Below are 25,179 nucleotides of genomic sequence, written 5' to 3'. Positions count from 1 at the left end.
GCCCCCGCTCTCACGACTCCGTCAGTGGAAGCCGTTCCATACCGTGTCGTCCGGCGTGAAGCTGCAGGTCGAGCTCCCGAACCGAATGCTGCCGATCACCGCGAACTGCTTGGATTCCGTGAACTCGGTCGTCACCGACTGTGCGAGCCCGCGTGCGCAATAGACGTTGGTGGTCACGGTAACCGGCCTTCCGCCGACGCTGACGTTGTGGATCCCGATCGCGTAGGAGTGGGTCTCGCTCGGATCCTCGATGTGGATGATCTCGGGTCCCGTGCCGAGGGTGATGTTCTCCTCGAGGATGGCGGTCTTGGCGCGGGAGCCCTCCCAGAGCGGGCTTGGGCGCCGACCGTCGGTGCAGTTGGCGAAATAGCAGTCCGCAGGGTCGCTGAACCAGCTGTTCGGATCCCGCCGATCGCCGAGGTCCTCGTTCAAGAGATGGAGGTCGACGTCTCCGGCGACGTCCCAGAACGTCTCGACCGTAATGGCATCCATCGGCCTCGACGTGAGCTGATGCTGGCAGGCGCCTTTGTTTCCGAGCGCGTCCGTGACCAACAGCTCGAAGACATACCTCCCGACCAGATCGGGCACGAAGGACGGCGTGCATCCGGCCCCTTGTGGCCGCGCGCTCGATCCGATCGGGGCGCTGATCACCTGCCACTTGCAGGTGATTTCGCGCCCGAACGGGCTGTCGGCGTCACCTGCGAGAACGGCCCTCGAGTTCACCATGACCGATTGCGCCTCCGCGGGGCAGATCGCCGTAGGCCACGAGCAGAGCTCACAGGGATCGTCGACCGCCGTGCCCTTGGCTCGAACCAGGAAGGGCTCGTCGATACCTTCGAGCCAGAGCTCGATAGTTCCGTGGTCGATGGTCCACTCCAGGGGCTTGTACGACGCCGTGAAGCCCTTCGAGGCCGCCGGGGCGATCGCGAGAGGGAGCTGGTCATCCGCTCGGGCTGAGAATCGCTGCGAGCCATCGGCCGCAATCGAGATCCTGGTGATCCGCACGGCCTCGGCCCCACGATTCCGGACCACGAAGGGCTTGAAGGCCTGTAGCGGAGTCGGAACCGGGCCGAAGAGAATCGGGTTCGGCTCCGCAACGAGGTCCAACCCCATGGCGAGGCCGCTGATCGGCACCACAGTAGGAGGCGTGTCCACGTTGGAGTGGTTGAAGACCAGGTGGGAGCTGTCGACCACGCCCATGGTGCGGGTCGGCGCGTAGCGGACTGCCACAGTGAGTTTTTCGCCTGGTGCGAGTACGGCGGTCGAATGAGATGGCATCGACGTGCTCGAGAATGCGCGCGAACCATCCGGGTCGAGCTCCAGGCCCCAGACCAGGCACTCCGACGTTCCCCGGTTGGTGATGTCGATCGGCAGCGTCACGCTCGTGCCGACCTTCACGGCACCGAATCGCAGCGTCTGCGCGACGTCCAGCTCGCATGGCGGGAAGTCCACGACCGTTGCGATCGCCTCCACCTTCAGGAACGGCTGCTCCCCGGAGAGCGCACCGTTCACGTAGATCGGGAAGACGAGCTCGGCGGGATAGTCCTGGGACTCGCTGCCTTCGAAGGTGACCTCGACGCCCATGGGGCCATCTCCCAGGGTCCAGGGAGGCGGCGATCCGTCAGCGGCGACAACCGTGTAGTTGGAGTCCTCTTCGGGTGGGAAGAGCTGGATCGAGACCGGGTCGCCGACGTTCTGGAGCACGAAGATCTTCTTGGCTGCGAAATTCTTGGGCTGCCTGCCGAAGTCCACCACCACCGGATCGGCGATCACCTCGATGCCGCCGCTCCTCCCGTCCACCGGAACCTCGACGAGGACCTCGTCGTTCGGCCCCATCACCCGGACCTTTGCGTACCTCCTGGGCTCGGATTGGGCGGCGGCGTGGAAGACGACCTCCATTGGGAAAATTGCCGTCGGCGCCACCTCGAAAGGTACGACGACGCCCGTGAGAGAGAACTCCCGGGGTACGGCCAGGCCACCCGTTGGATCCCGCTCCGGATCTCCCACCAGCGTCACGGAAGAGACCGTCGCCGGGAAATCACCCGCATTCTCGATTCCGAAGGTGGCGCTTCGAGACGATCCTGGTCGGACCGTCCCCACCGTGACGGCCGGCGGCCGGGAGCGCAGGTGCGCGAAGCCGCCCGAGCCCGTGAGCCGAACGCTCACGGCCTGACAGCTCTCACACGAACGAAAGCGCAGCGAGGCAGTGTGGGCGCCCCGGTTCGAGGGCGAGAAGGAGACGTCGATCGTCCGGGTCTCGCCGCCTGCGAGCTCCACGACTCCGCTTCCGCTCACGAAGGCATCGGCTCCTCCCTCGATCGAGACGGCGAGGGTGATCGCCTTCTCTACGATGCTCGAGATCGTGAGTGGGAGGGTCCGCGTCTCGCCGACGGCGACGAAACCGAAGTCGAGCGCCTCGACCACCTCCACGACCCTCTGGATCCCCTCGCCGCGGACGTCGATCCCGATCTCCGCTCGATCGGTGCCGTCGTCCACCGAGAACGTGATGACGCCGTCGAAGCGGGCCTCACGAGCCGGGAGGAAGGCGATCTCCACGTCGAAACGCGAGCCGGGCTCGACGTTCAAGATCGAGGGCCGCACCTCGTAGCCGACAGGGCTCCCGGTGACCCTCACCTCCGCCAGCGCGCCGGTCGTATTGGAGAAGGTCACGACCTGCGTGGACCGGGTCCCTACGAGTACCTGCCCGAAGTCCAGGGCATTCCAATCGACCAACACAGTCCCGGGATCGTCGACGGAATGCGTCTCGGTGCACGCACCCAGAAGCCCGAGCAGCATCAGCCAAAAGAAGATGCGTCGCATTTGATTCCTCCTCCGAAGCTTCCGTTCGCTCCACCCATGTCCGATTGATGCCCGCCGGGATCACTTCGCTGCGACGATGCTCCTGCCCCCTGCGAAGAATCGGCTCCAGGTTCGCCCCGTCTCCGATTCGGACATGGCCCCACGTTCACGCGGCCCGCCACGCGCTCATGTCCGGGGCGAGAAGAGAGTCAGTAGTAGGAGGACCAGAGGGTTCCGTCCGGAGTGAAGGTGCACGTGGTTCCCAGATACCGAATGCTGCCGATCACCTTGAACTGCGCGACGTTCGTGAAGACGGTGGGTACGCTTTGTACCAGCGTGCCACCGCAGTAGATGTTGGTGACCACGTTCACCGGCGTGCCGCGATTGCCGCGGTTGTAGACCCCGATGGCGTAGGAGTGGGTCACGCTCGGAACAGGGATGTGGATGGTCTCCGGCCCCGTTCCCGCGAGGTCGTTCCGATCGAGGCTGGCGGTCATCTCGAGGTCGCCCTCCCAGAGGGGGCTCGGTCGGTTGCCCTCGGTGCAATTGCGGTGAAAGCAGTCCGCGGGATCGCGATCCCAACTGATCGGGTCCCGCCGGTCGGCTAGGCCCTCGTTCAACAGGTGGAGATCGATGTCACCGGGGACGTCCCAGACTGTCTGAACCGTAATGGCATCGATCGGCTCCGCAGTGAGCTCGTGTTGGCAATCGAAACCGCGGGTCCCGAGCTCGTCTGTGACCGCCAACTTGAATTTGTACGTCCCGACTACATCTGGCGAAAAAGACGGGGTACACCCAGCCCCCGCGATCCGCGCGGTCGAGCCTATTGGAGCGCTGAGCAGCTGCCACTCGCAGGTGGCCTCACGGCAGGAGGGGCTGTAGGCATCGCCGGAGAGAATGCTCCGGGTGTTCACCACCACCGATTGGGGTGCCGCGGGGCAAATCGCCCACGGCCACCAGCACAGCGGGCCACAGGCATCATCGCTCCAACCCCGGGCCTCGACCACGAATGGCTCGTCGACACCGTCCAGCCAAATCTCAATCGTCCAGATGTCGTGGGAATAGTCCAGGGGCCGGTACGACGCTGAGAAGCTCTTCGAGCGCGCAGGTTCGATGGTGAGGGGGAGGTTCTCGTCGGCCCGTGCGGCAAATCGCTGAGAACCGTCGGCCGCGATCGTGATCCCCGTGATCTTCACAGGTTCAGCCCCGCCGTTCCGGATCGTGAAGGCTTTGATGGCGTCCCGCGGACACTGAACCGACGGTACCCAGCCGAAGTCGATGATGTTCGGTTCCGCTACGAGGCCGAACTCCGTCGCGAGGCCGCTGATCGGCACCACGGCCGTGGACGTCTCCTCGTTGGAGTGGTAGACGAAAAGGCTGGTTCGGTCCTGGACTCCCGTGAGCTCGGTCGGCGTGTAGCGAGTCGCTACCGCACGCCTTTCGCCTGGCGCTAGCAGGCCGGGCCACAGGGTCGTGCTCGAGAAAGCGCTCGAACCATTCGGGTCGAGCGCCAGCTTGACGATCGGGCACGTCGTCGCTCCCCGGTTGGTGATCACGATCGGCCGTGTCACGATCGTGCCGACTTTCACCGCACCGAAGCGCAGCGACGGCTCCGCGATTTCCAGCTCACACGGCGGGAAATCCACGACCGTCGCCGTCGCTTCCACCTTCACGAACGGCTGCTCCTCCGACGTCGCGTCGTCGACCCTGATCGGGAACGAGATCTCCACGGGGAATTCCCCGACATTGTCGCCTAGAAAGCTCAAGTAAAAGGTCTCTTGGCGGTCCAGGCGCCAAGGAGGCGGCGACTCGTCGGCGGCGGTCACCTGGTAGTTGGCCGCGCCGGGCCCCGTGAGAATGGGCCGGTCGAGAACGATCGAGGCGGAATCCCCGGCGCTCCGGAGCACGAACGACTGCCGTGCGTCGATTCCCCTCGCCTGGAGTCCGAAGCCCAGGTTCGGCGGATCGGAGATCACCTTGATTCCCGCGATCCACCCGCTCAACCGGACCTCGAAAAGAAGCTCGCTGTTCGGCCCCAACACCTGGACCCTCGCGGACCTGGAACTACGGGTTTCCGATTGGAGCGAAGGGTGGAAGACGACCTCCACAGGGACACTCGCCGCCGGCGCCAGTTCGAAGGGACCGTCGATGCCGACGAGCGAGAACTCGGACGGAACGGACCCGCCCGCCGCGGGATCCCGCGGATCGCCCACCAACACGACTGCGGAAACCGTCGCCGGGAGATCGCTCACGTTCAGGATGCCGAAGTACTCGCTTCTGGATCGCCCTCTCAACACCGTCCCGAACGAGATGGCCATCGGATCGGCGAGAAGTTTCGTTAGGCCGGCCGAGCCCATGAGCTTGATCCGCATGCTGTGGCACATGTGACATGGACGCAGCACGAGCGAAGCGGTGTGGGCGCCCTCGACCGACGGCGAGAACGATACGTCGATCGTTCGGCTCTCCCCGCCAGCGAGCTCCACCACCTCGCTTCCACTCCGGAAGGAACCGGTCTCGCCGTCAATCGAGACGAAGAAAGAGATCGACGTCTCCACCGTGCTCGAGACCGTAACGGGAAGTGTCCGGGTTTCGCCCAATCCAACTACGCCGAAATCGAGGGAAGGGGGGAATTCAACGCCGTGGATTCCCTCGCCGCGCAGCTCGATCCCAATATCGGCGCGCGGGGCACCACCCTGGGCGAACGTCAGGGTGCCGTCGAAGCGCGCCGACCGATCGGGGAAGAAGACGACCTCCACTTCGGCAGCCGAACCGGGCGCAAGACTCAGCGCCGTGGGTCGCACTTCGTAGCCGGCAGGGACGCTCGCGGCTCTCAATTCCGCCAGATCGCTGCCCGGATTGGAGAGGGTCACGACCTTCGCGGCTCTGTTGCCTACGACGACCTTCCCGAAGTCGAGGGCGTCCGAATCCGAAAACTCCCCTCTGGCGGGGCCGGCCTCCGAGGAACACGCCCCCAACCACCCGAGCAACATCAGCCAAATGAATGCGCGTCGCATCGCCGCCCTCCTCCCCGACGTCCGTTCGATTCCAGAATGTGCGGACCGGGCCGACCAGATCACCTCAAGTGCGAACGCACATCACAAAATCGAACGACCACCACAAGTCGACAATCGACACGAACCGTGACCTCTACCTACACAAATCGTCTCGAGCGAAGCACGAAAACGAAAAGCCCCGAGCCCATGGGTGCTCCATGGGTCGGGGCTTCTCGTGAATCGTTGCCGCCAGGCGGTTGCTAGAACGTGTACTTCACGCGAGGCGCGATGGCCAAGCCGAGCACGTTCGGTCCCAGGAAGTATTTCCCGGTCACGTCGAGGCCCAGCGAGAAGTGGTCGAACTGCGTGGCGTACTCGGCACCGATACCGCCACCCATGAGCGGAACCGGGTTCTTGGTGTCCGAGAAGGCCATCGGCTCGAGGAACGCAGCGCCACCGAGGCCCCGGGCCGTGAGGAGGAGACGCGGCGCGACCTGGTAGCCGTAGACCACGCTCGCCTCGAGGGTCTGGGCCGACCAGTTGTCACCGAGCTCCTCGCCGGTCGCCGAGTCGAGGCAGGCCGTCCCGTCGCGGTTGCCGTAGCAGGTTCCGGACGACGCGCCCTGCGAGAAGGCAACACCCACCGCGAGGAAGTGGTCGTCGATCGCGAGGAGATCGTAGCCGACACCGAGCTGCAGGTAGACCTGCGCGTTCGAGACGCCGCTGTCGCCGCCCACCGTGAAGAACGCGCCCATGTTGGTCTCGGTGAAGAAACCGCGACGGATCTTGGTGGGAACGCCGGAGAGAGGAGTTTCGGCGGACGCCAGCGCGGGCACGAGGACCGCGGCGGCGACGGCGACGGAGAGGAAGGACCGAAGTAGCTTCATAGCTCGAGTCGTTGCCTTGCGAGGTTGAGGTAGCAAAGGGTTGCTACGAATCCGTTGAGAGAATCGCCGTTAGTCGTCGGCGCCCGCCGCGCGGAACACCCAGGGGTAGGTCACGAGAACCTGGCCGCCGCCCTTGGGCTCCGGGAACTTCCAGCGCCGGACCCGCTGCACCATGCACTGCCCGACCTGGCCGCCCGCGCCGACCGTGTCCTGCGACGCAGCCGCCTCGGACACGCCGCCGGTGCCGTCGATGGTGAAGGTGATGGCGACCTTGCCCTGGAGGTTCGGATCCTTCTGGAGCTCCTTCTCGTAGCAGTACTTGATCTCGTTCCAGTGCCGACGGATCACCTCGCCGATGACCTCCTTGGAGAGGCCGCCGACCACCGTGGTGTTGCCGGGGATGATCCGGGTGGTGCCCTTGCCACGGCCGCCGAGGTCGATGTTGCCCATGCCGCCACGGCCGCGACCGCCGCCCTTGGTGCCGAGGCCGCCGAGGCCGAGGCCCTGGCCGCCGCCACCGGGGCCGGTGCCGCGGGAGCCGAGGCCGCCGACGCCGTGCGCGTCGCCCTGGCCGGCGCCGCCGGTGATGCCGCCCATGAGGTTGTTCATGCCGCCGCCGAGACCGCCGGGCCCGAAGATGTTCGAGGCCGCGCCGTCATCCGCGCCCATGGCGCCGAGCAGACCCGCGTTGAGGATCTTCTTGCGGTCCTCCTCACGCTTGTTGGGATCGACCTTCTGCGAGCCGTCCTTGGAGCGATCGGCCTCCTTCTGCTTCTCCTCCTTCTTGCCGAAGGCGCCCTCCTCGTCCTTGGCCTTCTCGCCCTCCTTGAGGCCGGAGAGGTCGAGCTTCGGCTGGGGAGGCTCGGGGGATGCAGGAGGATCTGGCTGATCCGCGCGTTGTTCTTGAAGAGATCCTCGGCGAGGAGGTCGTTCGAGATCGGCGTGATCATCAGGGCCGCGAGGAGGACGATGCAGGCCATCACCGAGATCGAGAGGATCTTGGTGAAGTACAGGTCCATGCCCTCGAAGAAGCCGGACTTGGTCTTCTCGTCCGGCTTCATGAAGCGGACGACGAACTCCACGGCGCCCAGCTTGATGCGCGCGCGATCCTCGAGGCCGATGGTGACGGAGGTCCCCGCCTTCTCGTCCCTGCCCTTGCGGCGGACCAGGATCTGGCCGCCGGCCGGCGCCTCGAGCGTGGCCTGGTCGCCGTTGATCGTGGCGAGGACGTGCTTGTCGACGCCCTCGATGTAGACCTTGAACTGGTTTCCTTCGGCGCCGCCGACGGTCACCTGGCCCGACTGGAACTGCGCGGCCTCGATGATCGTGTCGCCCCAGATCATCGCGATGTCGAGGGCCCGCTCCTTCGAAGAGGCGCGCTGCTCGGCCGGGAGCTCCTCGTAGAAGAGCGACGAGGCGTTGCGGCCCCGCATGCCGCCCAGGAGGTAGCCGCTCTTGCCGCTCGGCCGGCTCGCGTTCTTGGCGGCGCTCTCGGCGGCGGCGTTGGCGCCCTTCTCACCCGAGAACGGCGGGACCTTCAGCGCATGGGCGGAACCGAAGGAGACGGAGATCCGGGTCTTGCCGATCTCGACCACGTCGCCGGACTGGAGGGCCGTGGGATCGCCGATGGTGTTGCCCTTGAACCGGGTGCCGCTCTCGGAGCCCAGGTCGATCGCGTGGACCGCACCGGCCTCCCACTTGATCATCAGGTGGATGCTCGAGACGGAGGGGTCTTCGACGCGGACGTTTGCGGACGGTCCGGAGCCCACCGTGAGGGACTCCTTGTCCACCGCGACGTCGCGGCTTCCACCGTCGGGCCCCGTGATCTTCAGGATCAATCCAGCCTTCTTAGAATCGCTCATCTAGCCCCTCGTCTCGCGCACGGGGTTCTGGCGCGCGTCCTGGCGCACCGCTTGGACAAAGAGCCCCCGCAACGTGCGCGGGGGTCGGTTTCTCAGAGGTTGTCGACGCTCTTCTGGAGCTCGGGCACGAAGTTCTGCCGGAGCTTGATCAGCGAGTCGAAGTTCGAACCGCGCCGGTTCATCATGTAGGTGCTCTCGGGCTTGGCGAGCTGGCCTTCCAGCGTGACGTCGTTGAAGTCGACGACCGTCTTCTGCTTGTAGACGACCCGATCCTCTTCCTGGATGACTCGATCCTGCGCGAAGGCGGTGCCGGCAGACCCGACCACTCCCATCGCCAGCATCGCTCCCATCACGAACCGCTTCATTGCAGCCTCCGTACTTCGCTCACCGCCGGGCCCGCCAGTGCGAGCCCGACCCAGGTCGCCCGGAAGGCCGCCCGCTCGGCAACGGCGGTCCCGGGATTTTCCGATGATAGCCTTCCGATTCGCTCGGATGACTCGGAATCGATTGATTTCGGCCAGTGTACCCGTGCCTGCTACCTCTGCCAACCCCCGCCGAGAATCATCACGGCGGGGGCATCCGGGCGTCAAGCCCCGGCGGGGGCCTCACCTGCCCCGTCGGCATCCTCGGCAGGCGCGGCAGGAGCGTCGCCAGCCGGCGCTGCCACCCCTGCGTCGTCCTCGTCGCCAGCCCCATCGGGGATGAAGTCCATGTCCTCGATGCTGGTGCCGCCGCCCTTCGACTTCCGGATCGCAGGCTTGGCCTTCTCCTCCTCGGCGCTGGTCGCACCGGCCTGGATCTTCATGTCGATCATCTGGAGCCGCTGCTGGGCGACGTCCCGCTTCGGACCGCCCGAGGCGACGTAGGACTGGAAGAGTCCCTTCGACCGATTCAGGTCAGCCAGCGGGCCGTAGTAGAGGTCCGCGAGGGCGAAGAGCGCGTCGGGCTGGTTCTGGCGGAGCGAGAGCACCTTGTCGAACGCCTCCGCCGCCTCCTTCGCCTGCTTCGTACCCTGGAGGGCGAAGCCGTTCATCAGGTGGGCCTCGTAGGCGTTGGGCTCGAGGCCGGCCGCCGTGCTGAACGCCTCGTGCGCCGCGTGGTAGTCGCGGAACGCGAGCGCAGCGGCGCCGACGTTCATCCGGCAGGAGTAGCAAGCCGGATCGAGCTCCACCGCACGCTTGAACAGGCCCAGCGCCTGGCGACGCTCGCCGTTGTGCTCGGCGATCATGCCCAGGTTGTTGGCGACGCCCGCGTCCTTGTCGTCGAGGTTGCGGGCCTCGGCGAGGACGAACTCGGCCAGGCGGTAGTTGCCCTGATCCAGGTAGACCAGACCGAGGTTCTTGTAGGCCTCGGGGTTCTTCGGCGTACGCGAGAGCAGCTTGCGCAGCGAGCCGACGGCCGCGTCGTACTTCTTCTCCAGGCGGTAGATCACCGCCAGGTTGTTGAGGTAGTCGACGTCGAACTCGTTGGCCCCGAGCGCCTTCTCGTAGAGCGCAGCCGCCTCGGCGAGAGCCCCCCGCAGCCGGTAGACCTGGCCCAGGTTGAGGTTCGCGCCCCGGTGGGCGGGATCCGCCACGAGGGCCGCCCGATAGGCCGCCTCGGCGCCCGCGAGGTCGCCCTGCTTCTCGGCCAGGATCCCCAGGTTGTACGGAGCGTTGGCGAGCTTGGGATCCCGCTCGGCGGCCTTCGCGAAGGCCTCCTTGGCGGCGTCCCACTGCTCGGCCTTCATGGCCTCCACGCCCTTGGCGAAGAGCTCCTCACCCGTCTCCTCCCGGAGCTGTACCTGCTCGAGGAGCTTCGGAGGCGGAGTCGGGGCCCCGGCGCAGGCGGACACGAGCGCGGCGGCGACAGCGACGATCAAAATCTTGCGATTGAACATTTTCGTCCCGTTGGGGGCAGGCGCATCGAGATGCGCCTGCCCGCGACTTTGAGCGAGCCCTACTTGGCCGCGGCCTTGTCCATGATCAGGACGCCCTTCTTCTTCGCGGGCGCCACTTCCTGGGCCTTGGGGGCCTCCTCGGAGCCTTCTGCGGCGTCGACCGGAGCGGCGACTGCGCCGTCCTTGGCCTTGGCCTCGAGGGCCGAGCCGAAGGAGGCCGAGGCCTCGAGAGCGGCGGACGCCCGCGAGAAGAACTCCGAGCCCGTGTACGCCACCTGCCGGACCTCGCCGTACTCACCCGGCTTGAACCGGTTGAGCGCGTCCTGGGCCGCCAACGTGTACTCGTTGTACACGCCGATCTCGTAGGACTTCGCCAGGGCCATCTCGTAGGCCTCGATCGCCTTCTCCTCGAGCGGGAAGGCGCGGTTCTCCAGCTCCGCCCGGTAGAGGTCGAGCTGGTCGAAGTCGAGGCCCGGAGGATCCGGCGACTCCACGAAGTTCCGCGAGAAGTCCTGGTACATCATGCCGATGCGGGTCAGCGCCGCGATGGCCCAATCGCCGGAGCCGATGGCGATCACGTTCCGGAAATCGGCTTCCATGGTCGGCGTCGTCTTCATCTTCGCCTGGAGCGCGGTCTTCAGCGTCTTGACCTTGTCGAACTTGATCGCGACGTAGGCCTTCCACTTCGGCTCGAGGAGCGAGAACTGCGAGTAGGCGTAGGCGTCGCGGTAGTCCGACTTGCCGCGGTCGGCCTCGGAGACCTTCGGGAACTCCTTGGCGCAGACCTCGAGGAGCTTCATCGCCTCGTCCTTGCGCTTCAGGTGCTCGAGGGCGCGGGCGCGCTTGTACCGGGCGAAGAAGATCTCGCCGGCGGAAGCCCGCTTCTCGTAGAGCTTGAGGAAGTCCTCGTAGGCCTTCTCCGCACGCGACCAGTCCTTCTGCAGGTCGTGGATCTCGGCGATGTGGAAGGCGATCTTCACCGGAGACTCGGCGTTGGGAACGGTCGAGTACTTCTCGGCGTACTCCCGGAAGAGCGCGATGGCCCTCTCGGAGTCACCCATGCCTTCGGTCCAGAGCGCGGCGTTGAACAGCGCGTCCGAAGCCTTGGCTGCCTCGTCGCCGTTCGCCTTGATCACGTCCTCGGGCTTCTTCAGCGCGAGCTTCTTCTTCGGGTCGCCAGCCGGATCCGGACGGAGTCCGACCTTCTCCTCCCACTCCCGCGCGTACTGGAGGAAGTAGGACGAGGCCTTCGTGAAGTCGGCGGTCTGCTCGTTGAACTTGGCGAGCGACCAGATCGCCGCCGGGCGGTGCTGGCTGGTCGGGTACTCGGTGAGGAGCTGCTCCGCGACGGCCATGCCCTGATCGAGCTTGTTCGCCTTGGTGTAGATCTCCATCGAGTAGAGGAGCGCCTGCGACGCGTAGTCGGACTTCGGGAACTCCTTCACGAAGTCGCGGAACATCCCTGCGGCCTCCTCCGAGCGCTTCTCCTTCTGGTAGACGATCAGGTCGATGTACTTGTACTGCGCACCTTCCATGATCTTGGCCAGCTCCTGCGTCCACTTCTCGCCGGGCTTGGCAAGCTTCTTGTTGCCGTAGAAGGCGCGGGAGAGGCGCGCGAGGTCGGACCACTCCTCACGGATCTCGAGGATGTTCAGCGAGAGGTCTGCCGCCTTGCGGGCCTGGGCGTCGTCGGGCCACTTCAGGATGATGTCGCCGAAGCGGTTCGCGGCCTGGGTGAAGTGCTTGCGATCGTAGTAGATGAAGGCCGACTTGTAGCGGACGTTGATCTCGTCGGCGGCGAGGCGGGGATCGGCGGCGGCGATGAGCGCATAGCGATCGCACGCCTCGATCATCTTCGTCTCCCACTTCGGGATCGCCTCCTCCTTCGTGTTCTTGTCGATGGTGACCGCGATGATCTTCTTGCTCTTCGCGTCCTTGCCCTTGCCCTTCTTCTCGTCGACCTTCTGATCGTCGCGGAGGTTGCCGCGCTCGAGCTCGCCCTTGTCGATGGCGATGAGCTTCTCGTACGCGAGGAGGGCGTTGTAGGCAGCGGTCTTCGAGTAGCTGCCGTTGGGATCCTTGTCGTAGGTCACCTCGTACTGCTCGGCGGCCTTCTCCCACTCCTCGAGGGTCCAGAGGATCTCGGCGTAGTAGAAGCGGAGGTTGTAGGCGCTGTCGCTCTCCGCGAAGGAGTCGAGGTACTCCTTGTAGATCTCGGCGGCCAGGCGGTACGTCTTGACCTCCTTGGTCTTCTGCGCCTCCTGGTGGTACTGGGTCACGAGCTCGCGCATCGCGCTCTCGGAGAGATCGTACGCGTTCGCGAGGGCGGCCTGGTTGCTCTTGTTCGCGACGGACCAGGCGGAGCCCGGCTTGTAGTTCGCGACCAGGACCTTCATCTCGGCGACGACGCGGTCACGCTGGCGGAGACCTTCGTAGGACCGGACGATGTTCGACTGGTACTCGGGGTTCCGCGGATCGTACGGTTCCTCGTCGATCAGGAGGCGTAACGCCCGGATCGCCAGGTCGTTGTTGCCGTCGGAGAAGTACCGGTTGGCGAGCATCGAGAAGTAGTTTCGCGCGCCGGCCTTGGAGGTCTTCCGCTTGTAGTAGTCGTTCGCCTCCTCGACCTGGCCCAGCGACTGCCAGGTCATGACCATGTCGCGCATGGCCTCGCCCTTGAGCGCGACCTCGTTCTTCGTGCGCTGGGCCTCGGAGCGGTCGACCACCTCCTGGAACTTCTTGAGGGAGTCGGTGTACTCGCCGGCGTTGTAGGCGCACCACCCCAGCTTGTAGAGGGCGAAGTTGTAGACGCGCGGCTCGTTGACCGAGGACTCGAGGGCCTTCTTGTAGGCCGTCTCCGCCCTCGCGAGATCGTTGGCGTTGAAGTAGTGCTCGCCCATCGCGATGTAGGAGTCGCCGACGAAGCGCGAGTTCGGGTACTGCGTCACCAGGTCGCGGTGCCGCTCGATCGCGCCGTTCTTGTCGCCCTTCTCGTAGAGGTTCGTCGCGAGCGCGAAGAGCACCTCGTCCTTGCGGGGATAGGTCGGCGAGTCCTTGAGGATCTGCTCGTAGAGCCGGAGCGCCTCCGTGCGGTAGAGCTCGGACTGGTGGTTGTCCGCCTTGGGCTCGACGCCGCAGTGGCTCTCACCCTCCTCGTTCACGCACTCGATCCAGGTCTTGTACCTCTCGTCCGCGACGGCGAACTCCCCGAAGTAGACGTACTTGGACTTCTCGATCCAGAGCTCGGCGAGCTGGAAGAGGAGCTCGCTCTTCTGATCGCCCGTCTCGATGGAGGGGATGATCTCCTTGAGCTCCGCGATCGCCTCGTCCCGCTTCTTGTCGGCGGCGGCGGTCCGCTTGCTCTCGTCGAGCTGGGGCCCCCCGCCGAAGGATGCGGGCGTCTGACGCTCCTCAGCCTTTCCGGCAGAGGCGCCGCCCTTGGCGTTGGCCTTGGGGGCCGCCGCCTTCGCTCCGGTCTTGGCCGGCGGCGCAGCGTGGACCACGAGAGGTGCCGCTGCGGTCGCCGCGCCGACGGCGATCGTCAGCACACGAAACAATGCCTTCATCAGATTCCTCCACGGGCGGCGCATGCCATGGGCCGCCCGGGAATTGAGAGTGGGGCCCGCGAACCGGGGCCGGTGCTCGCTAGCGGTTCCGAATCACTCGGCCTGGCGTTCCATGCACCCGGACTTGAGCGTGAACTGATAGAAGCCGATCTCGTCGATCCAGAACTCGCCCTGGAAATTCCAGTACTCCCAGTCCTCGGCCGGGATCACGGGGCGCTCGAGGTTCTGATTCCCGAGGGCCTGCGCGTAGTCCACGCCCGACTCCAGGCGCTTCTTCTCGGCCTTCGAGGTCTCGAAGCGGATGATCTTGGCCTGGCTCTCGAAGCCCTTCACCACTGCCATGGCGTCCTCGAGGCGGCCCTTCACGAACTTGCCGGCGACGCTCTCGAGCATGTTCTTCTGGCGATCGACGATCTCGATCAGGACGCCGCGGAGCGAGGAGGTGCGGAACGCCGGTACGGACTCGATCGTGGCCTTCTCGGTCTCGAGCGAGGAAATGTACTTGCGGAAGCTACGCACCCGCTTGTTGGCGGCGAGGTAGTTGTAGATCGCCCGCGGCATCTTCTGCCGGTCCTTGGTGTCGGTGATCAGGGAGTAGAAATCGGCGAACTCCCGATCCGACTCCACCAGCGGCTGGATCTGCTTCACCATCTGCGGATAGCTGGTGTTGTAGGTCTCCAGCGTCTCCTTGGCCTCGTCGTAGAGGCAGGCCTGGTAGTAGATGGTGGACTTGAGGATCCATGACTCCGGCTGGAACGAGCCGGCGAACTGCGGGGCGTGGAGCGCCTGGAGCGTGCCGAGCGCGCCGCCGAAGTCCTTGTCCTGGAAGCGGGCCCAGCCGTTTTCGAAGAGGGCCTGATCCCAGTAGGGCGAGAAGCGGGGAACCTCCTCGTAGTACTTCACCGCGTCGGCGTACTGGCCGAGGCCGTAGAAGTTGCGGGCGAGGCCCATGCGGGACAGGTCGCGGAGCTCGGAGAGATCCGTGTACTTGAGCGTGATGGTCGAGCGCAGCCCGAGCACCTGCTTGAAGTAGTCGTTGGCGAGGCGCGTCGCCGAATCCATCGACTCCTCGGTCCCGCCCTGGCGGCCCTTCTGGACCTCCACGATCCCGAGCAGGTAGCGAGCGCGAGCGAAGTAGGCGCTCTCGGGCGGAACAACCGAGAGGAAGGCCTCCGCGTCCTCGAGCTGGCCGGCGCGGTACGAGACCATGCCGACCATGTAGTTGATCTTGTGCAGGTACTCGGGCCGGATCCGCTGGAACTCGTCGCTGTACTCCTTGTTGAGGAGCACGGGGATGAAGATGTCGTCCTGCAGCGCCTCGGCGACGTCCACGAGTCCCTCGGCCGCGGGCACGTAGAAGGGGTGCGACGGTCCGGCCTTGATGATCTCGGAGTAGAAGAAGAGCGCGCTCTGGTAGAGGCCCATCTTCTCCACGGTCTGCCCGAGGAAGAAGTCGGCCTTGGCCCGGTTAGCGTCTTCCCCGCTCTGCGCGATGAAGTCGTACAGGAAGACCGCTGCCTGGTCGAAGCGGTTCTCGTTGTACGCCCGGATCGCCGGCGTCAGGTCGGCCTGTGCCCCAGCGGTGGCCGGGATCAGGGCCGCGGCGGCGAGGAGGCCCAAAATGGTCGTGCGAAGATTGCGAATCATCTGAGTCCGATCCTCGAGTGCTTAGAAGGTGTAGGAGACGCCGCCGTAGACGCCGAGGTTGTTCAGCACGTCCGAGCTGGGCTGCTTGACGAGCTCGCCCGCGATGGTCTTCTGCGCATTGGCATCGCTGCCGGAGAACTTCTCCTCCTTGCAGCTCCCGGTGACGGAGCCCGACCCGCGGTTGATGGCGTCGAGGTCCGCGGCGGAGCAGCCATTGATCCGGTCGACCTTGGCCGTGTAGACGAGGTCGCGGAACTCGAGGCGAACGAGGAGGTTTTCGTTCAGCCGCACGCGGAAGCCCGCGCCGACCTGGCCGACGAACTTCATGCCCGTGTCGCCGAAGGTGGGCTCGGGGTTGTCCTGGAGCTGGATCCGGGTCCCGCCGACGCCGGCGCCGCCGGAGAGCACTATGCTGAAGTGCCCGATCGCGCCCTCGTAGAACGAGAACTTGCCGTAGATCGGCGCGACCTCGAAGCCGCCGGTGGCCGCCCACTGCAGCGTGAGCGCGGTGGCAGCCTCCGGGGTGAGCTGGGCCCGGGTGTTCAGATCGCCCACGAAGCCCACCTGCTGGTTGTGCCAGAAGTACTGGCCCATCGCCTGGAGGGCGAAGTTCTCGTGCAGGTGGTAGACGTACTGGGCGCCGAAGCCCGCGTGGCTCGTGAACTTGGTGTTGAGCTGCACGATCCCGGGATAGAGGACGACCTCGTGGCGGCCTCCGTCCGAGAACTCCTTCCGCTGCACGGTATGGAGACGGAGGTTGTCGCTCGTCACGTTGTCCGAGACCTCGACGAAGCCGGCGGGAACGCCCGCGTCCTCGGCGAGTGCGAAGGTGGGGAGCGCCGCGGCGAAAAGCCCGGCGAGGATTCGATTCAGATAGGTCTTCATCGGTAGTCGAGCTCGCAGTTAGAAGACGACGGACGCGCCCAGGTTGAAGAAGAGGACGTTGGTCAGGCCGGCGCTGGTCACGGTGCCTTCCTGCGGTGCAGCGCCCATGACCTCACGTGCCGCCCTACCCCGATCGATTCCCTTCCGGTAGGTGTCGGGGTACGCGATGTCGAAGATCTCCATGCGGAGCAGGACGCTGTCGGTGACGAAGAAGCGGAACCCGCCGCCGCCCGCGATGGCCCAGTCGGCCCGGGTCTCGTTGGCGAATCCGGGGCACACGTCGGCGAAGCCGGTCTTGGCGCTCTCCTCGCTGCCCGAGAGCGACTGCTGGCAGTAGAGGACGGAATCCTGGGTCAGCCCGACCGCTCCGCCGCCGGCCGTCAGGTAGGCCTGGAAGTGGATGGGCAGCTCCGTGGCCAGGTTGATCTTGCCGTAGATCGGCGTCCACCTGGGCATCAGGAGGGCCTGCCACTGCAGGCGCCAGAGATCCTGGAACTCGTCGACCAGCTTCTCGTTCGTCGTGAACGGGTTCGTCTTCCTGCTGGCGCGAGCGTCGTCGCCGACCGAGGTCAGGCCGCCGAGGGCGTAGCCGCCGCGGGCCTCGAGGGCGAAGGTCTCGGAGAAGTTGTACGCGATTCCGAGTTGGAAGTTGGTCTGGGAGGTCAACCGGTTCGTCACCGAGAAGCCGACGGATGGGCTGAGTTCGAGCGCATCCATGACCCTGTGCTTGCGGTTGCGGACGACCACCTTCTCGACGACGTCGTCGGCCCGAGCGAGGTCGGGAGCCACGACGGCGACGGCGAGAAGTGCGGTCAAGAGAGAGAGCAGGCTCCGGTTCACGAATCTTTCCATGGAGAGTTGTTACCTTGCCTCGCGCCTTTCACCGGCACTGTGAGAGATCGGCATCTACGTCGACGTCGTAGCAGACCTCGAGGGTCTGCAGCTTACCCGGCATCGACCCGCCATTGAATCGAATCACGTTCTCGGCACCTTCGCCCAGACAGAAATCGTGCTGCCAACCATCGTCCTGTACGCCGCGCTCGTTCACCTTCCGGGCGCAGCGCCCCCGGACGCATTCGAGTCCGGAGTCCAAACAGGGGGAGGACGGAGGATTGCACGAAACGGGATCGTTTGGCACTACCACCACTTCGATCGACGAAGAAATCGGCACCCGGGTCAGCCGGAACTCCCTGCGCGCGCCCGAAACCGACGTGCCCAGGCGGTTGAAATCTTCCGGCTGGAGGTTGCAGAGGTCGGCAGCGACGCCGCCCGTCGATTGGGCGAGGGAGAGGTAGCGCGGAGCGTGGAAGGCGCACTCGGCGCCGTCGGCGCCGGGCACCGCGCAGGGCCGATCCGGGTCGAAGCTGCAGCCCTCGGAGCGAACGCCACCCGGGATGTCGAGCTCGTCGTGGCCCTGGGCGACCACGGCGTCCACGTGCACCGAGCCTTCGTTGCCGAAGCCCTTCAGGCCCGCGAAGAAGCGAGCGAAGTAATCGACGGAACCCCACTCGGGATCGTCCGCACAGCGGCAGGTCCGGGTGGAGGTGCAGGCCGCCTCTACGGTCGCGTCGACGAAAGGACGGCACGAGGTGTCGTCCTCCGCCGACAGGAAGATCACGCGGAGAGCGGCTTCATTGCGGATGAAGCCCTTGTTCCTCTCGGAATCCGCCACCGCAAGGGAGGCGGCAAGGAGACCCTTCCCCATCGCGCCGCTGCCGGCGTTGCCGACCATGGCCCTGACGAAGGCGTCGACCGTATCGGATAGAGAGCCCATGTTGCAGCCAAGCTCGCTATCGCACGCCACAAACCGGGAAATGGTACCGGCGGCGTCGCGCACGCCCCGTAGCGCCCCAGCCCTGCCGTCGCTCACGTCGCCCGAGATCAAGCCGAAGCGGAAATCGACCGGGGGAACGGCGCCTGCGAGCGCAGTGGCGACAGCGTGCACCCCAGGCGCGATCGTTTGGGACACGCGGTCCGCGGATAGCGACGGATCGAGGACCCAGAGCACGTCCACCTTCGCGAGGGTCTCCTGCCGGAACGTGTCGCAGTGCGTCGGGCGGTTCACGTGGAAATCGCTGGGATCGATCTCCGGGTCGGCGATCTCCACCCGCGGCGGCCCCTCGTCCACGGTCTTCGGGCCTGCGACCACCCTCAAGTCGTCTGGTGCGCGTTGGAGCTTGGGATCGCTGCATGCGCAGGTCGCCGCGACGAGCCCCGCCACGATGGAGAGCCGGGGCAGCTCAAGGGTTCTGCCGCCGTTCGTCCCGCCAGAGGACGCGGTGCACCCCTCACCGTCTCGCGCCCCATCGGCCGTCGCAACGCGCCGCTCGCCTTCGCGCGCCACGACCGCCGACGCACGAAGGCGTGCCGATGCAGACGAACGAGCGCGAGAAGGCCACGACATGAAGCCGACTCCAAATTCCGAAAGACGACGTGCTCTTCTGCACGGTCGCCAAATGGGGAGGCTGAATTTGCTACCACGGGTCGTTTGGAGGTTCAAGCGGGGTTCCGCTGCCGCATGGTCCAATCCCTCCGACGGCGGTAGCGCGGCCTCAGAGCGTGTGAAGAATTCGCCCCCTCCTCGCGGGAGCGATTCTTCATCTCGCGCTACGCGCAAGAGGCGCTCTTTTTCGATTGCTCGCCTCCGGCTCGCGAGAGTTCGTGAACTTCTTCACGAACTCTCAGCCCGGAACGCAGACGTTCAACTCTTTCCCATTCACCGTCTGGTGCGGCTCGCAGGCCCAGCCCTCGGGGCAAGGAGCTTCCTTGTCGCTGCAAGCCTGCGTGCAGACGTTTCCGCTGCGTTTCTTGATGCAGTAGCCGCCGACACAGGCAGCAGGACCGAACGAGCAATCGGATCCGAGCTCGCCGCCACCACGCGGGAAGCAGACCTTGACCTGACCTTCGCGCTCTCCGTTTTCGTCCACCATCTCGGCGTCCTGACACCAGAAAGCGCCAGAGGTCCCCGAAGCGAAATCGCAATCCTCGGCGCGCCCGCACGCCGCAGTGCAGAGGCGCGCAGTTCCGATGTCGAGGCAGTAGCCGTCGCGGCACGGCGGACGACCGGGCTCGCAATCGTCGCCGAAAGTGCCTCCGCGAGGCACGCATACGCCGCCCTGCTCCTCCGAGGTCGAGGCGCGGCAATCGTAGCTCGTGCCGTCCGGCGTGGTGGGACAACACTGGTATCGCGAGTCGCCACAATCGGCGTCGGCCCTGCATGGCCCCGAGCAGATGCCCAGGTCACCGTATCGCAGGCAGACGCCGGCGATGCAGTCCGCCTCGCCGTTCTTGGAACAGTCTTCTCCGAGGCGCTTCAGGCCCCGCTTGCAGCTCCCCCTGAGCGGTGCGCACATGCGCTTCCCCTCCACCTCCATGCACGCGAAGCCGATCCCGAGGGCATTCGCGCAATCGGCGTCCGTCATACAAGGGGGCGCGCAGAACGCGGAGCTGGTCGAGCCGCTCGAGATGCAGGAGGCGCCATGCTCGTTGCCGGGAGGATTGCACTTGTCGTCATCCGTGCACGGCGCACACGCGCGTCCGTCGCTCGCCGGGACGCAGGTGTTGTTCCGGGGATCGCACTCGTAGCCGGGTCCGCACTCGGCGATCTCCCGGGCGGCCGAGCCTCCGACGCAGTAGCCGATGCAGGTGTTGCTGTTCGGCACGCACTGGTAGGGGTCGTTCGCGCCCCCCGTCTGCGTGCAGCTGAAGTTCTGCGGACAGCCGCTCCTGCAGGGCTGCCGCGTCTCCCGATCGACCGTCTCCCGCCGGGCTTCGTCCCACACGCACGACGGGTTGCAGCCCTGTCCGCAAAACCGCTCACCTGTGAGAACATTATTCACACACCGTGCGTTGCCGCTTCCGCACTCGACGTCTCCCCTGCAGGGGGCGCATAGCGGCTTCCCGGCGTAGCAGGTCTCGGCCCGGGGCACGCATTGGCCCTTGCCCTGGTCCCCGATGCACCGATAACCGTCGGGGCAGGCGACATCCGGTCCACACGGGCTCGTGCAGAACCGCTCGCCGGTGCTCTTCGCGCGAAAGCAGACTCCGCCTGCCGGGCACTGGGCGTCGGCGGTGCACGGCGCGCAGAGCCCCCTCTGGACCGGGATGAAGCAGATGCGCCGATCGGTGTCGCAGCGGTGCCCCGAAGGGCAGCTCTCGTCGCTCGAGCAGCGGAACCCGGGCTTGCAGACGAAGGCGCCCTGCTCGGCGTCGACCTGGCACGTCATCCCCGACGGACACTCGGAGTCGAAGTCGTCGCATGCACGGCTGCAGATCCCGCTTCCGTCGAGGGGCAGGCAGAAACTGCCGACGCAGGTGTCGGGGAGCCGCGGGTCGCACGCGTCGCCCAAGCCAGGCAGGCTCGGCGGGGCCTCCACTCGACAGCCAAACGGCGCGAGGACCAGCAGGATCGCGAGCGCCGCCCACCCGGGCGCGACGGACATGAACGGGTTGAACTCGCGGCCTTCCATGGACTCCTGTCCCCCTCGATGAGCCTGGAGATCCCAGGGTAGCCGAGGGGAACGCCGCGCTCCAGGCATCCGATTCGAAGCTGCTCCGACCGGCAAGCGTTCCCGGTTGGCAGAAACGAAACGGCCGGCGGCGGGACGAGCCCGGCGCCGGCCGCTTGCCGCGAAGGAATCCCGGGCTTAGCCGCGGCCCTTCGAGGCCTTCATCGGGTTCACCGGCTTCTTGGCAGCCTCGGCCGACTTGGCCCGGGGAGCCTTGACCGCCGGCCGGAGGATCAGGAGGCCCTCGTTGTGGCCCGGGATCGCGCCCTTGATGAGGAGGAGGTTCTGCGTCTCGTCGAGACCGATCACCTGGAGGTTGCGGACGGTGACGCGATCGACGCCCATGTGGCCGGGCATCCGCTTGCCGGGGAACACGCGGCCCGGCGTCTTGCGCTGACCGATGGAGCCGACGTGACGGTGGAACTCGTGGACACCGTGCGAACCGCGGGCGCCCTGGCCGGCCATGTTGTGGCGCTTCATCACGCCCGCGAAGCCCTTGCCCTTGGAGGTGCCGCAGACGTCGAGGAACTGGCCGACCTGGAAGAGCGCGGCGCCGAGCTTGGTGCCGACCTCCATGCCCTCGGCGTCCTGCTCGGAGACGCGGAACTCGCGCACCCACCGCAGCGGAGCGACGTTGGCCTTCTTGAAGACGCCCATCTCGGGCTTGTTCACGAGCTTCTCGCGCTTCTCGCCGAAGCCGACGCGGAGATTCGTGCCGTTGCCGTCGCCGAGGGCGTTGACGCCGAGGATGGTGTTGGGGCCGGCGCGCACGACGGTGACGGGGATCTGATCGCCGTTCTCGCCGAAGATCGAGGTCATGCCGACCTTGACGCCGAGAAGGCCCTTGCCGCGAATCTTGCTCATGGATCGCTCCCTCGAGAGGTTCCACGCCTCTGGCGGGAACATCGAGACTTGGGTTGCCCTGCAGACCCGGTTGGGTCGACGGGGCGCGCAAGATAGTCGAAGCGGCCCCGGAGAAGCAAGCCTTCGCACGCGTCGGGAACTGTTTCGGCCCCCTACTGCGCCGCGGCTCGTGCCTCGCGTGCATAGTGGAGGGCGAGGGCCCGGGCAAGCTCGGCCGCATGCCCCAGCGCCTCGGCCCCCAGCCTCTCGAGCAGGGCCCCGCTCTCCGGATCCCCCACCGCGGTCGCGAGGCGGGCCACCCGGCGGCATCTGGCAGCGAGGGCGTGGGACGTGGCGAGGTCGGCGCGAAGCAGGCGGGCGAGCTCGCCTCCCGGCTCGTTCGTCTCACCGGGCCGCATCGGCCTCGCGCCCCGCAGGGCCGCGATCCGAGCGGCGACGCGCTCCCGATGCTCCGCCCGCGCGGCTGCGATGGCCAGCCACCGCGCACGGAGGATCGGATCGGTCGCCCGGCGGGCGCGGGACGCCCCCAGCTCGGCGGCGTGGGCCAGGGCGCCGAATACGCCGACGAGCTCGTCCAGCGAGCGCATCCTCCGATCCACCATCGTTCCTCCGCGAGCTGCAAGGTGGCTGCGGGCCGACGCCCGTGCAACCGCGCGAAGCGCGAGAGCGCTCCTTTTCGTTTGCTCGCCTCCGGCTCGCCGGAAGGTCGACGTCCGCAGGTCGGAAGGCGACGGCGGGCGCCCGGCCTGGAAGAAGTCTTCCGCACCGGAAGGGTCCCATCCGCCCCGGCGACCGCACCGACGGCGCCGGGGAAGGACTACCGCGGTGTGGGCCCGTGGATTGCTATCGAGAGCAGAAAGAACGACGGGCGGAGGAGACGGATGGGCGATCGGCTGACCGAGGGACTGTCGTTCGAATGGCGCGCGGAGCGACACGCAGAGACGCTCCTCGAGGGGATGGCGGAGGCCGTTGCGCAGGTGGCGTCGCCGGAGCTGGCGACGAGGCTGACCGAGCTCTCGGCTTCGGCGCAGGCCCGGCGCTCCCGGATCGAGCGGCGCCTCGCGGCCCTCTTCGCGGTCCCGAGGCTGGCGCCGGTCCCGCCGATCATCGATCGACTGGACGAGGCGCTGGAGCTTGCGCTCGCCCAGACCCGGGCCTCGGCCGATCGCTACGCGGCCCTGGCGGAGCTCTCGAGGCGCCTCTCGGATCCCGAGACCGCCTTCGTCTGCGAGCTGAACCGGACCGGTGCGGAGGAATCCGCGATGTTGATCGACGGCCTCCTCGCCCTCGAGGTCGATCGCCGCGCCCGCCTCTCCTCCGGCGGCTCGGCAGACGCGCCTCTTTGAGCGGCCGTCAGAGCGTGTGAAGAAATCGGCCCCGCCGAAGCGGGCCCGCTTTCTTCAGCTCGCGCTTCGCGCGAGGGCGCTCCTTTTCGTTTGCTCGCCTCCGGCTCGCGAGAGTTCGTGAATATCTTCACGAACTCTCAGCCGACGAGGATCCGCTCCACCAGCCAGTACGCCCCGAAGAAGCCGATCGTCGCGGAGGCGACCGGCACCGCCACCGGGGCGAACCAGGCGGCGCGCCGGGCGAGCGCGAGCAAGGGGATCGCGAGGAGCACGAGCGAGAGCTGGCCCGCCTCCACGCCGAGGTTGAAGCCGGCGAGGGTCGTCGCGAAGGCGTCCCGCCGCAGGCCCAGCTCGGCGAGGGCGCCCGCGAAGCCGAAGCCGTGAACCAACCCGAAGCCGAAGGTGAGCCAGGTCCGGCCCACGGGCGACGGACGCGCCACGTTCTCGAAGGCCACGTAGAGGTTCGACGCGGCGATCGCCGGCTCCACGAAGCGGCTCGGAACGGCCAGGATCCCGAGGGCGGCGAGGGCGAGCGTGATCGAATGGGCCAGCGTGAAGCTGGTGATCGGCCGGAGGATCCCGCGCAGCCCGCGGGCGGCGATCGCGAGGCCGGCGAGGAAGAGCAGGTGATCGTAGCCCGTGTAGATGTGCTCCATGCCGAGCCGGATCGAGTCGCCGAAGCCGATCGCCCTCGCCTTCTGCTCGAGCTCGGGGCCCGAGAGGTCGTGGGCGTGCGCCACCAGGGGCAGCGCCCCAAGGGTCAGCGCCACCAGGATCAGCGCCCCCAGGACCGATGCCAATGGCGCGGCGGTCAGGCAGGCCCGGAGAGCCAGAGGCCTAGTCGGGGTCGGCGGGGGGCTGGACGGGCTCGGTGGCATGTTCGATCCCGCAGAAGGGGCAGCGAATCGAGCCGGTCCACGACTCGCGGATCTTCACCTCCTCGCCGCAGCAAACGAGGGGCATCACCCGCATGTCGTCCGACTCGGTCCGCGACGCGCCCTCGAAGGGCGCGGGCGCCACGGGAAGGAACGTGAGGTAGGGATTCTGCCCGAGGGTACGCTCGACGTGCCGGAGTTGCTCGAAACGGACCTCCTCGCCGATGGCGGCCGCCATCCTGCCCAGGAAGACCCTCTGCTCGTCGGTCCACCACTCGTCGCCGTCCGCGCGGTGGGCGCAGTAGGGGCAGATCCGCTGCGAAATCGCCGCGCGGATCTCCTGCTCGTTCACGTGAGGCAGCGATTTCATGATTCGGCGGAGGACGATCGACGCGTCGGCGCCGGATCGCCGCAGCTTGAACTGTCTGTGACAGGCAGCGCACTCCCTGCGCAAGAACCCGCGGCGGTCGACCGGGAACTCGACGATCTCCTCGGTCTGGAGGCTCCCCCTCATCGCAATCCCCAGCGCGTCTGCTTCGCCTTCGGCTCTGCAGCGCGCCCACGAAAATGCCGCGCCTCCAAACCTAGGAACCCGGTCTTTTCGGGGCAATCGGTACCGGCAAACGGGACCGCCGTCGCCGGACCCCTGCCTCCGTCCGGGATTGGACGTCACGCGAAAGCGCGCGGTCGAAGCCGTCCCTCGGTCCTGTAATGCTCCGACGCCGAAGCTCGACGGAGCGAGGAGATGCCCATGGCGTTGGCGCGCGCGATCCCCGAACGAGGAAGCTTTCCGGCCAGCTGCCCTCACTGCCGCCAGCCGATGGATCTCCTCCACTCCGCCTGGTGTGGTTGCGCGGCCTCCCATCCGTCGAAGATCTGCCCGTCGTGCTGGAAATGCGCGTGCAGCCACTTCGATTACGAGAACCTCCTTTGCTGGGAGGATCCGCCTGCCGAGCTGCGACGCTACGGTTTCGAGCGCTTCTTCGTCCCCTACGCGGGGAGGCACGTTCGCCGCTGAAACGTCGCTCGGAGCGTGTGAAGAAATCGCCCCCGCGGCGCGGGAGCAAG

20 protein-coding genes and 1 pseudogene are annotated in these 25,179 nt (G+C 66.7%); 3 read left to right on the top strand and 18 right to left on the bottom strand.

The window, feature by feature from the left end; all coding sequences use genetic code 11:
- Window positions 1-21 precede the first annotated feature (21 nt).
- On the bottom strand, window positions 22-2,820 hold the full coding sequence (locus tag AKJ08_RS04705) for a choice-of-anchor D domain-containing protein (protein WP_050725007.1): 2,799 nt from the start codon (window positions 2,818-2,820) through the stop codon (window positions 22-24).
- 188 nt (window positions 2,821-3,008) lie between these two features.
- Window positions 3,009-4,625 carry a choice-of-anchor D domain-containing protein gene (locus AKJ08_RS20305; protein ID WP_240475434.1) on the bottom strand — a complete coding sequence of 539 codons (1,617 nt, stop codon included), beginning with the start codon at window positions 4,623-4,625 and terminating at the stop codon, window positions 3,009-3,011.
- A 151-nt stretch (window positions 4,626-4,776) separates the two neighbouring features.
- On the opposite strand from AKJ08_RS20305, the gene AKJ08_RS20300 reads away from it, so the two are divergent.
- On the top strand, window positions 4,777-5,187 hold the full coding sequence (locus AKJ08_RS20300; RefSeq protein WP_240475433.1) for a hypothetical protein: 411 nt from the start codon (window positions 4,777-4,779) through the stop codon (window positions 5,185-5,187).
- Between the two features lie 14 nt (window positions 5,188-5,201).
- Here the strand turns inward: AKJ08_RS20300 and AKJ08_RS20810 are convergent.
- From AKJ08_RS20810 to AKJ08_RS04635, 14 genes and pseudogenes are all read right to left on the bottom strand, one after another.
- A pseudogene (locus tag AKJ08_RS20810) lies at window positions 5,202-5,789 on the bottom strand (choice-of-anchor D domain-containing protein); the annotation flags it as partial.
- A gap of 263 nt (window positions 5,790-6,052) precedes the next feature.
- Window positions 6,053-6,679 (bottom strand): adventurous gliding motility protein CglE, encoded by a 627-nt coding sequence (gene cglE / locus AKJ08_RS04695; RefSeq protein ID WP_050725005.1) that lies wholly within the window; start codon window positions 6,677-6,679, stop codon window positions 6,053-6,055.
- Window positions 6,680-6,748: 69 nt separating this feature from the next.
- Entirely contained in the window at window positions 6,749-7,288 is a 540-nt protein-coding gene (locus tag AKJ08_RS04690; protein ID WP_157370471.1) for an AgmX/PglI C-terminal domain-containing protein, read from the bottom strand.
- Complete coding sequence (locus tag AKJ08_RS04685) at window positions 7,285-8,541, bottom strand: FHA domain-containing protein (protein ID WP_082342695.1); 1,257 nt, start codon at window positions 8,539-8,541, stop codon at window positions 7,285-7,287. Before AKJ08_RS04685 ends, AKJ08_RS04690 begins: the two co-directional genes overlap by 4 nt.
- A 92-nt stretch (window positions 8,542-8,633) precedes the next feature.
- Window positions 8,634-8,906: a hypothetical protein gene (locus AKJ08_RS04680; protein WP_050725002.1), complete on the bottom strand. Its 273-nt coding sequence runs from the start codon at window positions 8,904-8,906 to the stop codon at window positions 8,634-8,636.
- Between the two features lie 221 nt (window positions 8,907-9,127).
- Complete coding sequence (locus AKJ08_RS04675) at window positions 9,128-10,420, bottom strand: tetratricopeptide repeat protein (RefSeq protein WP_050725001.1); 1,293 nt, start codon at window positions 10,418-10,420, stop codon at window positions 9,128-9,130.
- Between the two features lie 59 nt (window positions 10,421-10,479).
- The gene (locus AKJ08_RS04670) at window positions 10,480-13,986 is read right to left on the bottom strand and encodes a tetratricopeptide repeat protein (protein WP_169788744.1); all 3,507 of its coding nucleotides are present in this window, start codon (window positions 13,984-13,986) and stop codon (window positions 10,480-10,482) included.
- A gap of 93 nt (window positions 13,987-14,079) precedes the next feature.
- The gene (locus tag AKJ08_RS04665) at window positions 14,080-15,633 is read right to left on the bottom strand and encodes a tetratricopeptide repeat protein (RefSeq protein WP_050724999.1); all 1,554 of its coding nucleotides are present in this window, start codon (window positions 15,631-15,633) and stop codon (window positions 14,080-14,082) included.
- Window positions 15,634-15,654: 21 nt separating this feature from the next.
- The gene (locus AKJ08_RS04660; protein ID WP_050724998.1) at window positions 15,655-16,518 is read right to left on the bottom strand and encodes an outer membrane beta-barrel domain-containing protein; all 864 of its coding nucleotides are present in this window, start codon (window positions 16,516-16,518) and stop codon (window positions 15,655-15,657) included.
- Between the two features lie 18 nt (window positions 16,519-16,536).
- Window positions 16,537-17,370 (bottom strand): outer membrane beta-barrel domain-containing protein, encoded by an 834-nt coding sequence (locus AKJ08_RS04655; protein WP_082342693.1) that lies wholly within the window; start codon window positions 17,368-17,370, stop codon window positions 16,537-16,539.
- Window positions 17,371-17,398: 28 nt separating this feature from the next.
- On the bottom strand, window positions 17,399-18,922 hold the full coding sequence (locus AKJ08_RS04650; protein ID WP_157370469.1) for a hypothetical protein: 1,524 nt from the start codon (window positions 18,920-18,922) through the stop codon (window positions 17,399-17,401).
- Between the two features lie 277 nt (window positions 18,923-19,199).
- On the bottom strand, window positions 19,200-20,987 hold the full coding sequence (locus tag AKJ08_RS04645; RefSeq protein WP_050724995.1) for a hypothetical protein: 1,788 nt from the start codon (window positions 20,985-20,987) through the stop codon (window positions 19,200-19,202).
- A 177-nt stretch (window positions 20,988-21,164) separates the two neighbouring features.
- Window positions 21,165-21,890, bottom strand: a complete 726-nt coding sequence (gene rplC / locus AKJ08_RS04640; protein WP_050724994.1) for a 50S ribosomal protein L3 — start codon at window positions 21,888-21,890, stop codon at window positions 21,165-21,167.
- A 152-nt stretch (window positions 21,891-22,042) separates the two neighbouring features.
- Window positions 22,043-22,477 carry a hypothetical protein gene (locus tag AKJ08_RS04635; RefSeq protein ID WP_157370468.1) on the bottom strand — a complete coding sequence of 145 codons (435 nt, stop codon included), beginning with the start codon at window positions 22,475-22,477 and terminating at the stop codon, window positions 22,043-22,045.
- Window positions 22,478-22,771: 294 nt separating this feature from the next.
- On the opposite strand from AKJ08_RS04635, the gene AKJ08_RS04630 reads away from it, so the two are divergent.
- Window positions 22,772-23,236, top strand: a complete 465-nt coding sequence (locus tag AKJ08_RS04630; RefSeq protein WP_050724992.1) for a hypothetical protein — start codon at window positions 22,772-22,774, stop codon at window positions 23,234-23,236.
- A gap of 137 nt (window positions 23,237-23,373) precedes the next feature.
- Here AKJ08_RS04630 and AKJ08_RS04625 read toward each other — a convergent pair whose 3' ends face one another.
- Window positions 23,374-24,036: a HupE/UreJ family protein gene (locus AKJ08_RS04625; RefSeq protein ID WP_050724991.1), complete on the bottom strand. Its 663-nt coding sequence runs from the start codon at window positions 24,034-24,036 to the stop codon at window positions 23,374-23,376.
- A 37-nt stretch (window positions 24,037-24,073) separates the two neighbouring features.
- On the bottom strand, window positions 24,074-24,625 hold the full coding sequence (locus AKJ08_RS04620) for a hypothetical protein (RefSeq protein ID WP_050724990.1): 552 nt from the start codon (window positions 24,623-24,625) through the stop codon (window positions 24,074-24,076).
- Between the two features lie 237 nt (window positions 24,626-24,862).
- On the opposite strand from AKJ08_RS04620, the gene AKJ08_RS04615 reads away from it, so the two are divergent.
- Window positions 24,863-25,129: a hypothetical protein gene (locus AKJ08_RS04615; RefSeq protein ID WP_050724989.1), complete on the top strand. Its 267-nt coding sequence runs from the start codon at window positions 24,863-24,865 to the stop codon at window positions 25,127-25,129.
- Window positions 25,130-25,179 lie beyond the last annotated feature (50 nt).

Origin of the sequence: Vulgatibacter incomptus, from assembly GCF_001263175.1 — a bacterium.
Lineage (GTDB): Bacteria > Myxococcota > Myxococcia > Myxococcales > Vulgatibacteraceae > Vulgatibacter > Vulgatibacter incomptus.
Note: the sequence above shows the minus strand (reverse complement) of the source record. Positions and strands in the feature narration are given on the sequence as shown.

Bases quoted from the DNA above. Each gene is read 5' to 3' on its own strand.
- AKJ08_RS04705 (WP_050725007.1), bottom strand. From the start codon at position 2,820: ATGCGACGCATCTTCTTTTGGCTGATGCTGCTCGGGCTTCTGGGTGCG.
- cglE (WP_050725005.1), bottom strand. From the start codon at position 6,679: ATGAAGCTACTTCGGTCCTTCCTCTCCGTCGCCGTCGCCGCCGCGGTC.
- AKJ08_RS04690 (WP_157370471.1), bottom strand. From the start codon at position 7,288: ATGAACAACCTCATGGGCGGCATCACCGGCGGCGCCGGCCAGGGCGAC.
- AKJ08_RS04685 (WP_082342695.1), bottom strand. From the start codon at position 8,541: ATGAGCGATTCTAAGAAGGCTGGATTGATCCTGAAGATCACGGGGCCC.
- AKJ08_RS04680 (WP_050725002.1), bottom strand. From the start codon at position 8,906: ATGAAGCGGTTCGTGATGGGAGCGATGCTGGCGATGGGAGTGGTCGGG.
- AKJ08_RS04675 (WP_050725001.1), bottom strand. From the start codon at position 10,420: ATGTTCAATCGCAAGATTTTGATCGTCGCTGTCGCCGCCGCGCTCGTG.
- AKJ08_RS04670 (WP_169788744.1), bottom strand. From the start codon at position 13,986: ATGAAGGCATTGTTTCGTGTGCTGACGATCGCCGTCGGCGCGGCGACC.
- AKJ08_RS04665 (WP_050724999.1), bottom strand. From the start codon at position 15,633: ATGATTCGCAATCTTCGCACGACCATTTTGGGCCTCCTCGCCGCCGCG.
- AKJ08_RS04660 (WP_050724998.1), bottom strand. From the start codon at position 16,518: ATGAAGACCTATCTGAATCGAATCCTCGCCGGGCTTTTCGCCGCGGCG.
- AKJ08_RS04655 (WP_082342693.1), bottom strand. From the start codon at position 17,370: ATGGAAAGATTCGTGAACCGGAGCCTGCTCTCTCTCTTGACCGCACTT.
- AKJ08_RS04650 (WP_157370469.1), bottom strand. From the start codon at position 18,922: ATGTCGTGGCCTTCTCGCGCTCGTTCGTCTGCATCGGCACGCCTTCGT.
- AKJ08_RS04645 (WP_050724995.1), bottom strand. From the start codon at position 20,987: ATGGAAGGCCGCGAGTTCAACCCGTTCATGTCCGTCGCGCCCGGGTGG.
- rplC (WP_050724994.1), bottom strand. From the start codon at position 21,890: ATGAGCAAGATTCGCGGCAAGGGCCTTCTCGGCGTCAAGGTCGGCATG.
- AKJ08_RS04635 (WP_157370468.1), bottom strand. From the start codon at position 22,477: ATGCGCTCGCTGGACGAGCTCGTCGGCGTATTCGGCGCCCTGGCCCAC.
- AKJ08_RS04630 (WP_050724992.1), top strand. From the start codon at position 22,772: ATGGGCGATCGGCTGACCGAGGGACTGTCGTTCGAATGGCGCGCGGAG.
- AKJ08_RS04620 (WP_050724990.1), bottom strand. From the start codon at position 24,625: ATGAGGGGGAGCCTCCAGACCGAGGAGATCGTCGAGTTCCCGGTCGAC.
- AKJ08_RS04615 (WP_050724989.1), top strand. From the start codon at position 24,863: ATGGCGTTGGCGCGCGCGATCCCCGAACGAGGAAGCTTTCCGGCCAGC.